Annotated in this window: 12 protein-coding genes; 5 read left to right on the top strand and 7 right to left on the bottom strand. The window is 73.0% G+C overall.

The window, feature by feature from the left end; genetic code table 11:
• A complete protein-coding gene (locus tag HNR68_RS08600; protein ID WP_179719313.1) occupies window positions 1-1,830 on the bottom strand; it encodes an acetolactate synthase large subunit in 1,830 nt (609 codons plus the stop codon).
• Window positions 1,831-2,210: 380 nt separating this feature from the next.
• Between HNR68_RS08600 and HNR68_RS26710 the strand changes: the two genes are divergently transcribed.
• Window positions 2,211-2,678 carry a PH domain-containing protein gene (locus HNR68_RS26710; protein ID WP_343050006.1) on the top strand — a complete coding sequence of 156 codons (468 nt, stop codon included), beginning with the start codon at window positions 2,211-2,213 and terminating at the stop codon, window positions 2,676-2,678.
• A 341-nt stretch (window positions 2,679-3,019) separates the two neighbouring features.
• Window positions 3,020-4,864: a dihydroxy-acid dehydratase gene (ilvD, locus tag HNR68_RS08590; RefSeq protein WP_179719311.1), complete on the top strand. Its 1,845-nt coding sequence runs from the start codon at window positions 3,020-3,022 to the stop codon at window positions 4,862-4,864.
• 153 nt (window positions 4,865-5,017) lie between these two features.
• On the opposite strand, the gene HNR68_RS08585 is transcribed toward ilvD, so the two are convergent.
• Window positions 5,018-5,677, bottom strand: coding sequence for a DoxX family protein (locus tag HNR68_RS08585; RefSeq protein ID WP_343050005.1), 660 nt, complete (start codon window positions 5,675-5,677; stop codon window positions 5,018-5,020).
• 198 nt (window positions 5,678-5,875) lie between these two features.
• Between HNR68_RS08585 and HNR68_RS08580 the strand changes: the two genes are divergently transcribed.
• Both HNR68_RS08580 and HNR68_RS08575 read left to right on the top strand, forming a co-directional pair.
• Entirely contained in the window at window positions 5,876-6,811 is a 936-nt protein-coding gene (locus HNR68_RS08580; protein WP_179719307.1) for an alpha/beta fold hydrolase, read from the top strand.
• Window positions 6,812-6,884: 73 nt separating this feature from the next.
• Window positions 6,885-8,042 (top strand): PQQ-dependent sugar dehydrogenase, encoded by a 1,158-nt coding sequence (locus HNR68_RS08575; RefSeq protein WP_343050004.1) that lies wholly within the window; start codon window positions 6,885-6,887, stop codon window positions 8,040-8,042.
• Here HNR68_RS08575 and HNR68_RS08570 read toward each other — a convergent pair whose 3' ends face one another.
• Window positions 8,043-8,633 carry a TetR/AcrR family transcriptional regulator gene (locus HNR68_RS08570; RefSeq protein ID WP_179719305.1) on the bottom strand — a complete coding sequence of 197 codons (591 nt, stop codon included), beginning with the start codon at window positions 8,631-8,633 and terminating at the stop codon, window positions 8,043-8,045.
• Window positions 8,634-8,719: 86 nt separating this feature from the next.
• On the opposite strand from HNR68_RS08570, the gene HNR68_RS08565 reads away from it, so the two are divergent.
• Entirely contained in the window at window positions 8,720-10,144 is a 1,425-nt protein-coding gene (locus tag HNR68_RS08565) for an FAD-dependent monooxygenase (protein ID WP_179719303.1), read from the top strand.
• A gap of 61 nt (window positions 10,145-10,205) precedes the next feature.
• Here HNR68_RS08565 and gatB read toward each other — a convergent pair whose 3' ends face one another.
• The 4 genes from gatB to gatC are packed head-to-tail and all read right to left on the bottom strand — an operon-like array spanning window position 10,206 to window position 13,718.
• Window positions 10,206-11,717, bottom strand: coding sequence for an Asp-tRNA(Asn)/Glu-tRNA(Gln) amidotransferase subunit GatB (gatB, locus tag HNR68_RS08560; RefSeq protein ID WP_179719301.1), 1,512 nt, complete (start codon window positions 11,715-11,717; stop codon window positions 10,206-10,208).
• Window positions 11,714-11,914 carry a hypothetical protein gene (locus HNR68_RS08555; protein ID WP_179719299.1) on the bottom strand — a complete coding sequence of 67 codons (201 nt, stop codon included), beginning with the start codon at window positions 11,912-11,914 and terminating at the stop codon, window positions 11,714-11,716. The genes gatB and HNR68_RS08555 overlap by 4 nt, the downstream gene beginning before the upstream one ends.
• On the bottom strand, window positions 11,911-13,419 hold the full coding sequence (gatA, locus tag HNR68_RS08550) for an Asp-tRNA(Asn)/Glu-tRNA(Gln) amidotransferase subunit GatA (protein ID WP_179719297.1): 1,509 nt from the start codon (window positions 13,417-13,419) through the stop codon (window positions 11,911-11,913). Before gatA ends, HNR68_RS08555 begins: the two co-directional genes overlap by 4 nt.
• Window positions 13,419-13,718 carry an Asp-tRNA(Asn)/Glu-tRNA(Gln) amidotransferase subunit GatC gene (gatC, locus tag HNR68_RS08545; RefSeq protein ID WP_179719295.1) on the bottom strand — a complete coding sequence of 100 codons (300 nt, stop codon included), beginning with the start codon at window positions 13,716-13,718 and terminating at the stop codon, window positions 13,419-13,421. Before gatC ends, gatA begins: the two co-directional genes overlap by 1 nt.
• Window positions 13,719-13,857 lie beyond the last annotated feature (139 nt).

Below are 13,857 nucleotides of genomic sequence, written 5' to 3'. Positions count from 1 at the left end.
TCACTCCTCGTCCTCGAACTGCGGGCGGACGTTGCGCGCCGCCATGATCTCGTCGTTGCTCGTCCCGGCGGGCACCATCGGCCACACCTGGGCGTCCGCACCCACCACGAAGTCGATCACGACGGGTCGGTCGTCGATCTCCATCGCCCGCTGGATGACGCTGTCGACGTCCTCCTTGGACTCGCACCGCAGGCCCGCGCAGCCGTAGGCCTCGGCCAGCAGCTTGAAGTCCGGGATGCGGTGCTTGTGGGTCCCGAGGTCACTGTGTGAGTAGCGCTCGGCGTAGAAGAGGTTCTGCCACTGCCGGACCATACCGAGGTTGCCGTTGTTGATGACGGCCACCTTGATGGGCAGCTCCTCGATGGCGCAGGTGGCCAGCTCCTGGTTGGTCATCTGGAAGCAGCCGTCGCCGTCGATGGCCCACACCACCTTGTCCGGCGCGCCGGCCTTGGCGCCCATCGCGGCCGGCACGGCGTAGCCCATGGTGCCCAGGCCACCGGAGTTGAGCCAGGTGCGCGGGTTCTCGTAGCCGATGAACTGGGCGGCCCACATCTGGTGCTGCCCGACCCCGGCCGCGTAGATGGCGTCCGGCCCGACCAGCTCGCCCAGCCGCTCGATGACGTACTCCGGCGACAGGCTGCCGTCGGCGGGCCACTCGTAGCCCAGCGGGAAGCGCTCGCGCCAGTCGTTGAGCTGGGCCCACCAGGCGGTCAGGTCCGCGGTGCCGTGGTCGGCGGTGGCGTTGGCGACCGCCTCGATCAGCTCGGTGAGCACGTCCTTGCAGTCGCCGACGATCGGCACGTCCGCGTGGCGGTTCTTGGAGATCTCCGCCGGGTCGATGTCGGCGTGCACCACCTTGGCCTCCGGCGCGAACGACGACAGCTGGCCGGTGACCCGGTCGTCGAAGCGGGCGCCCAGCGCGATGAGCAGGTCGGCGCGCTGCATCGCGGTGACCGCGGCGACCGTGCCGTGCATGCCGGGCATGCCCAGGTGCTGCGGGTGCGAGTCGGGGAACGCACCGCGCGCCATGAGCGTGGTGACCACCGGGATGCCGGTGCGCTCGGCCAGCTCGCGCAGCTCGGCGTGCGCCTCGGCCTTGATCACGCCGCCGCCGACGTAGAGCACCGGGCGCTGCGCCTCGGTGATCAGCTTGGCGGCCTCCCGGACCTGCTTGCCGTGCGGCTTGCTGGTGGGCCGGTAGCCCGGCAGCTTCATCTCCGGCGGCCAGGAGAACGAGGTGGTGGCGGTCTGGACGTTCTTGGGGATGTCGACCAGCACCGGGCCGGGACGGCCGCTGGAGGCGATGTAGAACGCCTCGGCGATGGTGCGCGGGATGTCCGCGGGGTCGGTGACCAGGAAGTTGTGCTTGGTGATGGGCAGCGTGATGCCGCAGATGTCGGCTTCCTGGAAGGCGTCGGAGCCGATCAGCGCGGTGCTCTGCTGGCCGGTGATGGCCACGACCGGCACCGAGTCCATGTGCGCGTCGGCCAGCGCGGTGACGAGGTTGGTCGCACCCGGCCCGGAGGTCGCCATGCACACCCCGACCTTGCCGGTGGCCTGGGCGTACCCGGTGGCGGCGTGCCCGGCGCCCTGCTCGTGCCGGACCAGCACGTGGCGCACCTTCTGGGAGTCGAGCAACGGGTCGTAGGACGGGAGGATGGTGCCGCCCGGGATGCCGAAGACGATCTCACAACCAACGGACTCCAGCGAACGCACCAGTGCCTGCGCACCGGTGACCTTCACAGGGGCACCGCTGGGCGGTGCGGGCTTGGGGCGGCGTCCAGGCGGGGGCGCCGGGACCGGATTCTGCCTGGTATTGGCGCTGGTCATCGGGTCTGCCTCAAGGTCGAAGGGTGGGCCGGACACGAAAAAACCCTCGCAGACCACGAAGGGCCTCACGAGGGTTGGCGCGTCGACGCTGCGAACTTCCTAGGCGTCGACGCGCCTGGGAAGTACGAGGATGTCGTGCAGTCGCAGCATGGTGTGGACGTTAATCAACGCGCGGGTCCCCGTCAAACCATGCGGGACGATCTTCCCGCATGGTGGACGCGCGGGTCGTGGGCGCGCGCCCTCCCACGAGGCTGTCACCGCACGTCAGGGGCCGACCACCCCGCCGCTGTGTGACGTGCGCCGCGCCCGGCCGGGGCACCGCCGCGTCCGGGCGACGGGACCTTGGCGGGTGCGCAACCGCAGGTGAGACCATCGACGGCGTGAGCGAGACCCCGCAGCAGCCCGAGCAGCCCGAGACCCACCCGGCCGACGAGGCCCCGGCGAGCTCCCAGCCGGAGCAGCCGCCGCTGCCGAAGTCGCTGACGTTCCGGATCACCCCGGTGTCGCTGCTCGCCGTGGTCGCCGTCCTCGTCTGCGCCACCCCGTTGGCCTGGGGCGCCTACCCGTGGGGCCTGCTCGTCTACCTGGTCCCGCTGGGCCTGGCCTGGTGGATCCTGCGCACCCGGACCACGGTCAGCCCCGAGCGGATCGCGGTGCGCACGGCGCTGGGCAGCAACCGGTTCGACTGGGACCAGGTCGCCTCGCTGCGCCTGGACGAGAAGCGGTGGCTGAAGGCGGTGCTCTCCTCCGGCCAGGAGGTCACCCTGCCCGCGGTGCGGGTGCGCGACCTGCCCCGCCTGTCGGTGATGAGCGGTGGGCGGCTGCCCAACCCGGAGGCGCAGGAGTAATCTCGGCGGCACTGCCACGCCCACAAGGCGTGGCGCCGTCCCCGAACGCGCCCCGGCGACGGGCCCCGGTGCGGGTTCGTCCGGGGCACGACGACCGTCAGGCACGCGGCAATCCGCTCGCCCTGGCGGTGGACAGCACCGCGGAGTCGCACCGCCACACCGGCGGCCGTGGTCGCGTGCGACCCACCTGACCCACCAGCACCGCCGCGGGTCCTCGAGCGGTCGCCCGTCGAAGACGCCCGCCGTGCACCGGACATTGCGTCGGACACCGGATCCCGCAGCCAGGCGGTCTGGCGAGGTTCCGCCCGCCACGCAAGAGAAGCCAGGAGGAAGCTCGCACCATGCCCCAGCTGCGCTCTCGTACTACCACCCATGGCCGCAACGCCGCAGGCGCCCGGTCGCTGTGGCGTGCCACCGGCATGACCGACGACGACTTCGGCAAGCCGATCGTCGCGATCGCCAACTCCTACACCCAGTTCGTGCCCGGGCACGTGCACCTGCGCGACCTCGGTGACGTGGTGGCCGAGGCGGTCCGGGAATCCGGCGGTGTGCCGCGGGAGTTCCACACCATCGCGGTCGACGACGGCATCGCCATGGGCCACGGCGGCATGCTCTACTCGCTGCCCTCCCGCGAGCTCATCGCCGACTCGGTGGAGTACATGGTCAACGCCCACCAGGCGGACGCGCTGGTGTGCATCTCCAACTGCGACAAGATCACCCCGGGCATGCTCAACGCCGCGATGCGGCTGAACATCCCGACGGTGTTCGTCTCCGGCGGTCCGATGGAGGCCGGCAAGGCGGTCGTGGTGGACGGCGTGGCGCACGCGCCGACCGACCTCATCACCACCATCGCCGCGTCGGCGAACAGCGCGGTGGACGACGCCGGGCTCACCGAGGTGGAGCGCTCCGCCTGCCCGACCTGCGGATCGTGCTCGGGCATGTTCACCGCGAACTCCATGAACTGCCTCACCGAGGCGCTCGGCCTGGCACTGCCCGGCAACGGCTCGACGCTGGCCACGCACGCCGCGCGCCGCACGCTGTTCGAGGAGGCGGGCCGGACCGTCGTGCGCATCGCCAAGCGCTACTACGGCGAGGACGACGAGTCGGTGCTGCCGCGGTCCATCGCGAACGAGAAGGCGTTCCAGAACGCCATGGCGCTGGACATGGCGATGGGCGGCTCGACCAACACGGTGCTGCACACGCTGGCCGCCGCGATCGAGGGCGAGGTCGACTTCACCCTGGACGACATCGCCGAGATCAGCCGCCGGGTGCCGTGCCTGTCGAAGGTCAGCCCGAACTCCGACTACCACATGGAGGACGTGCACCGGGCCGGCGGCATCACCGCGATCCTCGGCGAGCTGGACCGCGCGGGGCTGCTGCACCGCGACGTGTCCTCAGTGCACAGCGCGAACCTCACCGAGTGGCTGTCCAAGTGGGACGTCCGCGGTGAGTCGCCGTCGGAGGAGGCCATCGAGCTGTTCCACGCCGCGCCCGGCGGGGTGCGCACCACGGAGGCGTTCTCCACCACCAACCGCTGGTCCTCCCTGGACACCGACCCGGTGAACGGGTGCATCCGCGACGTCGCGCACGCCTACACCGCGGACGGCGGGCTGGCCGTGCTCAAGGGCAACCTCGCCGAGGAGGGCGCGGTGGTCAAGACGGCCGGCGTCGAGGAGGAGCTGTGGCGCTTCCAGGGCCCGGCGCGCGTGGTGGAGAGCCAGGAGCAGGCCGTCTCGGTGATCCTCAACAAGGAGGTCCAGCCGGGCGAGGTGCTGGTGGTCCGCTACGAGGGCCCCGCGGGCGGCCCGGGCATGCAGGAGATGCTGCACCCGACGGCCTTCCTGAAGGGCTCCGGGCTGGGCAAGAAGTGCGCGCTGATCACCGACGGCCGGTTCTCCGGTGGTTCGTCGGGGCTGTCGATCGGCCACATCTCCCCGGAAGCGGCCAACGGCGGCACGATCGGCCTGGTGGAGGACGGCGACCAGATCCTGATCGATGTCCACGAGCGCAAGCTGGAACTGCTCGTCCCCGACGAGGTCCTGGCCGAGCGGCGCGCCAAGATGGAGGCGAGCGAGCACCCGTGGCAGCCGGTGGGTCGTGACCGGAAGGTCTCGGCGGCGCTGCGCGCCTACGCCCGCCTCGCCACCTCCGCCTCCCACGGAGCGGTCCGCGACATCAACAAGTGAGTGATCGTCGAGGAGCGCAGGGCACCCCTCGCCCACGGGGTCGGTGGGAGGTGCCCTGCGCGCTTCACCTGTTCGAGGGGTTCGCGGCGTGCGCCGCGCCCACGACAGCGGGGGCGCGCACTCGGCGTGCGCGCCCCCGCTGTCGAGCCCCGATCAGGGCTTGTGGAACAGCAGCAGGACCACCGTCGCCGCGGCCGCGGCGATGACCAGCCCGACGAAGCCGAACGCCAGCGGACGGCGGAACCAGACCCGCCCGTTGTCCAGCGCCACCCGGCCGGGCCCGGTGAACATCAGGCCCAGGGCCAGCACGCCGAGCGTCGCCTCGAACTCGAAACCACCGGTGGCGGCGAAGAAACCGGCACCGAGCTTGAGGACGATCGCGTTGGCCATCACCCCCACCACGCCGGCCGCGGCCAGCGGGGTGAACAGGCCGAGCACCAGCAGCGCACCGGCACCGAGCTCGGTGGCACCGGTGACCAGCGCGAGCGTGGCGCTCTGCTGGAAACCCATCTCCGACAGCGCCTGGGCAAAACCCTCGGGGCCCGGACCGCCGAGCACGCCGAAGAGCTTCTGGGCGCCGTGCGCGAGGAAGATGCCGCCCAGCGCCAGCCGCAGGACCAGCAGACCGAGGTCGGTGCTACCGCTCCAGCCGAACGGTTTGCGGGTGTTGCCGAGGTCGTCGTAGTAGACGTCCTCGCCACCCCCGCGCGGATCGACCAGGGACGTGGCGTCGGCCGTGCTGTAGCCGTCGTCATCGTCGTAGTAGTCGTACTTCTGCGCACCGAAGCTCTGCGTGCCTCGGGCACCTGGCACACCCGCCGAACCTTGGGCGTGCGCGCCGTAGCTGCGATCGTCGGGGTAGCCGCCCGCACCGCCGGGGCGATCGTCGTGGGTCCTCACGCCGGACGAGGCTAGGGCATGGTCACCCCGACGTGCGACCCTTTCAGGCGAAACAGCCTCGACACGTGATTCGCCTGAGACCGCCCGCCCACGGTGCGGCAGAATGACCCGATGGTGCGGCGAGTGTTCCGCGGTCCCCACGGTTCCGCTGGTAGCGGGGACCGGCCGCGCGCCGGGACGGCCGTCCGGCCGGTGGTGCTGCGGTGCCCGGAGCTGGCGGCGTTCCCCGGGCTGCTGCCGGTGGACTCCGCCGCGCGGGCGATCACCTGGTCACCCCGTCCGGGCGCGGTGACACCGGCCGAGCACGCCGAGGAGGCGATCGCCGCGCTCGACGCCGCCGGCGCGGAGGCCGCCGTGGTGGTCGGTTGGTCGGGCGGCACGGTGGTGGCGCTCGACCTCGCGCGGCGCTTCCCGGACCGCATCCGCGGCGCGATGCTGCTGGCCGCTCCCCCGACGCTCGGCACCGAGACACTGCTGCACGCCGTCGGGTTCCCGACCGCGGTCCGGCGGCTGCTCGCCCTCGGCGGGTCGACGTCGCTGCGGTGGGTCGGCGACCTCCTGGAGTCGGTCACCGCGAGCGTGCCGGTCGGCGACCTGCCCGCCGGGGTGCTGCGGAGCGCGGGCCTGCTGCGGGCGGAGGCCGACACCGCCGCGCTCACCGCGGCGGTCCGCCGGCTGCTCCAGCACGACTGGCGGTGGCACGCCGAGCTCAGCCTCGCCTGGAGCGCCTCGGCGGGCCCCCGGGTGTCCGGCCTGTCCTGCCCGGTCACGGTGCTCGCCGGTGCGCACGACGTGCTGGCGGACGTCGGCAGCATCGCGCGGACCGTCGCCGAGCTCCCGCAGGCGCGCGTGCGGGAGCTGCCGGCGTCGCACTTCCTGCCGTTCGAGGCCCCGGACGCGGTGCGGGCCGAGCTGGCGCTGCTGCTGCGCCGCGTCGAGGCCGTCGAACGCGCCCGGCTGGGCGTCGACCCCCCGCCGCCGGAGGTCCCGCGGGTCCGCCTGCCGCTGCCGGAGGACGGTCCGCGCCGCAAGGCTGCGCCGTCCTGACCCCGAGCTTCCGCAGGGCGGAACCGGGCGGGCTCACCGCGGGTTCACCGGTGGGTCGATAGGCTCGACCGCCGTGGCAGTCCCGAAGCGCATGCGTCGAGTCCTGGTGAGCACGACCGTGGTGCTCGGCGCGCTCCTGGCGGGCTGCGCGCAGTTCCCCGACGAGCACACCAGGCCGTGGGGCGACCCGCCGTCGCTGGAACCGCAGGCCGGCCCGCAGCCCTCGTTCGAGACCGAGGAACCCCCGCCGCAGTCCGACACCCCGCCGCAGCAGCCGGCCGAGCCGGTGGGCTGCCAGGACCCGGACCCGGCCGTGGTGGCGACCTGCCTGGACCCGGTCGGCGCGATCGCGGTGCTGCCCGACGGGACCGCCGCGCTGGTCGGCGAGCGGGCCACCGGGCGCGTGCTGCGGGTGGAGCGCGGCGCAGAACCCGTTGAGCTGGCGCGGATCCCGGTCGACGCCAGCAGCGGCGGGGGCCTCACCGGGCTGGCGCTGTCCCCGACCTACCACGAGGACGAGCTGTTCTACGCCTACGTCACCACCGGCAGCGACAACCGCGTCGTGCGGGTCGCGGCGGGCGACCGCCCCAAGCCGGTGCTGACCGGCATCCCCAAGGGACCGCGCGGCAACTCGGGTGCGCTGCTGGACGACGGCCAGGGCGCGCTGCTGGTCGCCACCGGCAACGCGGGCGACCCCGGCAGCGCCGCGGACCCGCAGTCGCTGGCCGGCAAGCTGCTGCGCATCGACGGCTTCGGCGCACCGGCGCAGGGCAACCCGGACCCGCGGTCGCCGGTGGTCGTCTCCGGCCTCACCGACCCCGGCGGGCTGTGCGGCACGCCCGGCCTGGGCACCTACTGGGTGACCGACCGGCTGGGCGGCCAGGACGCGCTGTTCCGGCTGGAGCTCGGCGAGCCGCTGGGCGCGCCGTCGTGGACCTGGTCGGACCGGCCCGGGGTCGCCGGGTGCGCCGCCGACCCGACGACCGTGGTGGTGGCGCTGCGCGACGCCGCCGCCCTCTACACGCTCACCCCGGCGCCGGACGGCACCGTCGTCGGCCAGCCGGCGAAGGTCATGGAGAAGACCTACGGGCGCTTCTCCGCCGCCACGCTGGCCCCCGACGGCCTGATCTGGCTGGGCACGTCGAACAAGGACGGCGGCGCCCCGGTCTCCAGCGACGACCGCGTGCTGCGCCTCGAACCGCCGACCGGCGGGACCGCGGGCAAGGACTGATCAGCGGCCGTTCACGCCGCGGTCGGTGAGGTCGGTCAGCAGGTCGATCGCCTCGTCGTCGGTGAGGTCGGCGACCGCCGGGTGCCGCTGCACCAGCGTGGTGTGCGCGAACTGCCGCCACAGGGCCGAGACCGCCAGGGCGGTGGCCTCGGGGCGGTCCGAGACCTCGGCGAAGTGGTCGGCCAGGTGGCGGAGGTCGGGTTCCAGCAGGGTCGCGAGGCGCTCGGCGAAACGCTGGTCCACCATGGCCGCCTGGTCCAGTGCGAGCACCTCGGTGCGGTGCGCCTGGAAGAAGCGCCAGTACTGCGCGACGTGCCAGCGGATGGCCTCGCGCTTGCGGAAGTCCGCGTCGTGCTCGGCGTCGGCGAGGACCTCCTGGTCGCCGGCCTCGATCATGTCCGACAGCAGCGACTCCAGCAGGTCTTCCTTGCTGCCGAAGTGGTTGTAGAACGACCCGGCGGCCCGCCCCGCCTCGGCGGTGATGTCGGTGATCTTCGCGTTGAGGTAGCCGACCCGGTCGAAGACGCGCCGAGCAGCGGCCTTCAGCGCGGCCTCCGTCTCCGCGGCCTTGGCCTTGCGGCTGTCCGCCATGACACCTCCCGTTCCTTGACACGGCACGCTAGCAAGCACCACTCTGAACCAGAATTCAGTGAATCCGGTTTCAGTGAGGAGCGGACGTGGACACCCGAGTGCTCATCGCCGGCGCGGGGCCGACGGGCCTGACGCTGGCCATCGACCTGGCCAGACGCGGCGTCGACCTGCGGATCGTCGACGCGGCCGCCGCACCGCTCACCGGATCGCGCGGTGACGGCCTGCAACCCCGCACGCTGGAGGTCTTCGACGACCTCGGCGTGCTCGACGAGGTGCTGGAGAGCGGGATGCTGCCGGCTCCGATGCGGGCGTACGTGGGTGGCCGGTACGTGGGCGAGCGCCGGATGGCCGAGGTCGTCGAGCCCACCCCCGACGTCCCCCACCCGAACGGCTGGGCGGTGCCGCAGTGGCGCACCGAGGAGGTCTTGCGCGGGAGGTTGCGGGAGCTCGGCGTCGAGGTCGAGCGGGGCGTGGCGCTCCTCGGGTTCCAGCAGGACCCCGAGGGCGTGACGGCGACGCTGAGCACGGGAGAGGTGCGCGCGGCCCACCTCGTCGGCGCCGACGGCGGGCGCAGCACGGTGCGCAAGGCGGCCGGCATCGCCTTCGTCGGCGAGACGCGCGAGACGCACCGGATGCTGGTCGCCGACGTGGCGGTCACCGGGCTGGACCACGACTTCGGCCACTGGTTCGGCGACGCCGACGACCCGGGCCGGGGCATCGTCCTCATGCCCCTGGCGGGCACCGACGCCTACCAGTGCGCCGTCCCGCTGCCCGACGGCGTCGAGCCCGCCACCACGCTCGCCGCCCTGCAGTCGGTGCTCGAGCAGTGCTCCGGCCGCAGCGACCTCCGGATGCACGACCTGACCTGGTGCACGGTGTGGCGCCCCAACATCCGCCTGGCGCGGCGGTTCCGCCAGGGCCGCGTGTTCCTCGCCGGCGACGCGGCGCACGTCCACCCGCCGACCGGTGGCCAGGGCCTGAACACCGGGGTCCAAGACGCCCACAACCTCGGCTGGAAGCTCGCCGACGGCAGCGACGAGCTCCTCGACAGCTACGAGGCGGAACGCCTGCCGGTCGCCGCCTCGGTCCTCGGCCTGAGCACCGAGCTGCTGCGGCGGCACGTCGACGGGCACCCGGACGCGCACCGGCGCGGCCCGGAGACCGACCAGCTCCACATCTCCTACCGCGGCGGCCCGCTGGCCCACGACGACCGCCCGGAGCCGGGCCGGGTCCGCGCCGGTGACCGCGCACCGGACTCACCGCTGCGCGACGCCCACGGCGCGCGGGTCCGCCTGTTCGACCTGTTCCGCGGCCCGCACTGGACCCACCTGGCGTTCGACGCCGAACCCCCGGCGACCGCACCGGGCGTCCACGCCCACCGCATCTCCTCGGCCCCCACGGGCACGTCCCTCGTGGACGCCGAGGGGGCCTTCCGGGAGGTCTACGACGTCTCCCCCGGCACGCACGTGCTGGTCCGCCCGGACGGCCACATCGCCCGCATCACCCGGTGAGCTCCCGGTACGACGGAGGGCGTCTCCCACCGGCCGGCGGGAGACGCCCTCCGCGTGCTTGTCAGGCCTGCTGACCGCAGGCCGCGAGGACGAGCTCGCGGACCCGCTTCGCGTCGGCCTGGCCCTTGGTGGCCTTCATGACCGCGCCGACGATGGCGCCCGCCGCCTGGACCTTGCCGCCGCGGATCTTGTCCGCCACGTCCGGCTGGGCCGCCAGCGCCTCGTCGACCGCCTTCTGCAGGGCCGAGTCGTCGGAGACGACCTCCAGGCCCCGGGCCGCCACGACCTCGTCCGGCTCACCCTCGCCGGCGAGCACGCCGTCGACGACCTGGCGGGCCAGCTTGTTGGTCAGCTTGCCCTCGGCGACCAGCTCGATCACCCGCGCGACCTGCTTCGGCGTGATCTCCAGGTCCGCCAGCTCCACACCGCGGGAGTTGGCCTGCTGGGCGAGGTAGGAGACCCACCAGGAGCGGGCGTCGCCCGGCTTCGCCCCGGCCTCCACGGTCTCGGCGATGAGCTCCAGCGCCCCGGCGTTGACCAGGTCGCGCAGCTCCTCGTCGGACAGGCCCCACTCGTCCTTGGCGCGCCTGCGACGCTCCCAGGGGAGCTCCGGCAGGGTCCCGGCCAGCTCCTCGACCCACTCGCGGGACGGCGCGATCGGCACCAGGTCCGGCTCCGGGAAGTACCGGTAGTCCTCGGAGGTCTCCTTGCGGCGGCCCGCCGAGGTGGTGCCGGTGGACTCGTCGAAGTGCCGGGTCTCCTGCAGGATCGTGCCGCCGGAGGCCAGCACCGCCGCGTGCCGCTGCATCTCGAAGCGCACCGCGCGCTCGACGCTGCGCAGCGAGTTGACGTTCTTCGTCTCGGTGCGGGTGCCGAACTCCTGCGAGCCCTTCGGCATCAGCGACACGTTCGCGTCGCAGCGCAGCGAGCCCTGGTCCATCCGCACGTCGGAGACGCCCAGCGCGCGCAACAGGTCCCGCAGCGCGGTGACGTAGGCGCGGGCGACCTCGGGAGCGCGCGCCCCGGCACCGACGATCGGCTTGGTGACGATCTCGATGAGCGGCACGCCCGCCCGGTTGTAGTCCAGCAGCGAGTGGTCCGCGCCGTGGATGCGACCGTCAGCGCCGCCGCGGTGCAGCGACTTGCCGGTGTCCTCCTCCATGTGGGCGCGCTCGATCTCGACCCGGAACGTCTCGCCGTCGTCCAGCACCACGTCGAGGTAGCCGTCGTGCACGATCGGCTCGTCGTACTGCGAGGTCTGGAAGTTCTTCGGCATGTCCGGGTAGAAGTAGTTCTTCCGGGCGAACCGGCACCACTCCGCGACCTCGCAGTTGAGCGCGAGGCCGATCCGGATCGCGGACTCCACGGCCTTGGCGTTGACCACCGGCAGCGCACCCGGCAGGCCCAAGCACACCGGGCACACCTGGGTGTTGGGCTCCGCGCCGAAGACGTTCGCGCAGCCGCAGAACATCTTGGTCTTCGTGGACAGCTCCACGTGCACCTCGAGACCGAGCACCGGGTCGAACCGGGCCACGACCTCGTCGTAGTCCATGATCTCGGCGACGGCGGTCACTTCTCGTCCTCCTCGCCTCGACGCAGCGCCCGCACCGCCAGCGCGGTGCCGGTGACGAGCCCGGCCGCGGTGATGATCGCGTCCGCCATCTCGAGCTTGTCCTTCTTCTCCCGGGCCGCGCGGATGCTCGCGCGCAGCCCGAAGGCCGCGGACAGGACCGACGCCAGCTGGAACGCCGCCTTCAACTTCGGGTTCACACCGCCACCTCCAGCTCGGGCACGCGGAAGGCGCCGCGCGCGGTCTCGTACGCCGCACCGACCCGGTAGAGCCGGTCGTCGGCCATCGCCGGGGCCATGATCTGCAGGCCGACCGGCAGGCCGTCCTCATCGGACAGTCCACAGGGGACGCTCATCGCGGCGTTGCCCGCCAGGTTCGACGGGATCGTGCACAGGTCGGCGAGGTACATCGCCATCGGGTCGTCGACCCGCTCGCCGATCTCGAACGCCGTGGTCGGGGTGGTCGGCGAGACCAGCACGTCGACCTCCCCGAACGCAGCGTCGAAGTCGCGGGTGATCAGCGTCCGCACCTTCTGCGCCTGCCCGTAGTAGGCGTCGTAGTAGCCCGAGGACAGCGCGTAGGTGCCGAGCATGATGCGGCGCTTGACCTCCGGGCCGAACCCGGCCTCGCGGGTCAGCGACATGACCTCCTCGGCGCTGCGCGAGCCGTCGTCGCCGACGCGCAGGCCGTAGCGCATCGCGTCGAACCGGGCCAGGTTCGAGGAGCACTCGCTCGGCGCGATCAGGTAGTAGGCCGGCAGCGCGTAGCCGAAGTGCGGGCAGGAGACCTCGACGACCTCCGCGCCCAGCGCGGACAGCTGCTCGACCGCGGCGTCGAACGCGCGCTGCACGCCCGGCTGGTAGCCCTCGCCGGAGAGCTCGCGCACCACGCCGACGCGCACGCCCTTGAGGTCACCGGCCGCGCCCTCCCGGGCCGCCGCCACGACCGGCGGCACCGGCTGCGCGATCGAGGTGGAGTCCATCGGGTCGTGCCCGGCGATCACCTCGTGCAGCAGCGCGGCGTCCAGCACCGTGCGCGCGCACGGCCCCGGCTGGTCCAGCGACGAGGAGAACGCCACCAGGCCGTAGCGGGACACCCCGCCGTAGGTGGGCTTCACGCCGACCGTGCCGGTCACCGCGCCCGGCTGGCGGATCGAGCCGCCGGTGTCGGTGCCGATGGCCAGGGGCGCCTCGAGCGCGGCCAGCGCCGCCGACGAACCACCACCGGACCCACCGGGGATGCGGTTGAGGTCCCACGGGTTGCGGGTCGGGCCGTAGGCGGAGTTCTCGGTCGACGAGCCCATCGCGAACTCGTCCATGTTCGTCTTGCCGAGGATGACCACGCCCGCCTCGCGCAGCCGCGTGGTCACGGTGGCGTCGTACGGCGGGACCCAGCCCTCCAGCATCTTGGAGCCGCAGGTGGTGGGCATGTCGGTCGTGGTGAGCACGTCCTTGAGCGCCAGCGGCACACCGGCCAGCGGGGAGACGGCCTCGCCCGCGGCGCGGCGCTCGTCGACCCGGCGGGCCGCGGCCAGCGCGCCCTCGGCGTCCACGTGCAGGAACGCGTGCACGGCCGCATCGACCGCGGCGATCCGGTCCAAGTGGGCCTGCGTCACCTCGACCGACGAGACCTCACCCGCCTCCAGCTTCTCGGCGAGCTCTGCCGCGGTCAGCCCGGTCAGGCTGCCGCCGGATGCGGTCGTCATCAGGCCTCCTCGGTGAGAATCCGTGGCACGCGGAACCGGTCCTCTTCAGCGGCGGGCGCCGCAGCGAGCGCCTGCTCGCGCGTCAAGCCCGGCCGCACCTCGTCCTCGCGGAAGACGTTGGTCACCGGAACGGCGTGGGTCGTGGGCGGGATGTCGTCCGCAGCGACCTCGCCCACCTTGGCCACCGCATCGAGGATCTGGTCGAGCTGGCCGGCGAAGGTGTCGAGCTCGGCCTCGGTGACGGCCAGCCGCGCCAGGCCGGCGAGGTGTGCGACCTCGTCGCGGGAGATCTTGGACACTGCGAAGGCTCCCTGGTCATGTCCGGTTTCACGGGGTACGGCCCAGTCTATTGACCAGGCCCCTCGGCACGCTCCGCGGGTTGCGCGGCGCGTCGGCGCGGGCGCGCGCGGCGGAACCCGCGGGCGCCTCCGCTCGTTC

Origin of the sequence: Saccharopolyspora hordei, from assembly GCF_013410345.1 — a bacterium.
GTDB lineage: Bacteria > Actinomycetota > Actinomycetes > Mycobacteriales > Pseudonocardiaceae > Saccharopolyspora > Saccharopolyspora hordei.
The sequence above is the reverse complement of the archived record's forward strand: the minus strand, read 5'-3'. Positions and strand labels throughout refer to the sequence as shown.

Excerpts from the sequence above, each read along its gene's own strand:
- HNR68_RS08570 (WP_179719305.1), bottom strand. The coding sequence starts at position 8,633 with ATGGCGGACAGCCGCAAGGCCAAGGCCGCGGAGACGGAGGCCGCGCTG.
- HNR68_RS08580 (WP_179719307.1), top strand. The coding sequence starts at position 5,876 with ATGGTGCGGCGAGTGTTCCGCGGTCCCCACGGTTCCGCTGGTAGCGGG.
- gatA (WP_179719297.1), bottom strand. The coding sequence starts at position 13,419 with ATGACGACCGCATCCGGCGGCAGCCTGACCGGGCTGACCGCGGCAGAG.
- ilvD (WP_179719311.1), top strand. The coding sequence starts at position 3,020 with ATGCCCCAGCTGCGCTCTCGTACTACCACCCATGGCCGCAACGCCGCA.
- HNR68_RS08600 (WP_179719313.1), bottom strand. The coding sequence starts at position 1,830 with ATGACCAGCGCCAATACCAGGCAGAATCCGGTCCCGGCGCCCCCGCCT.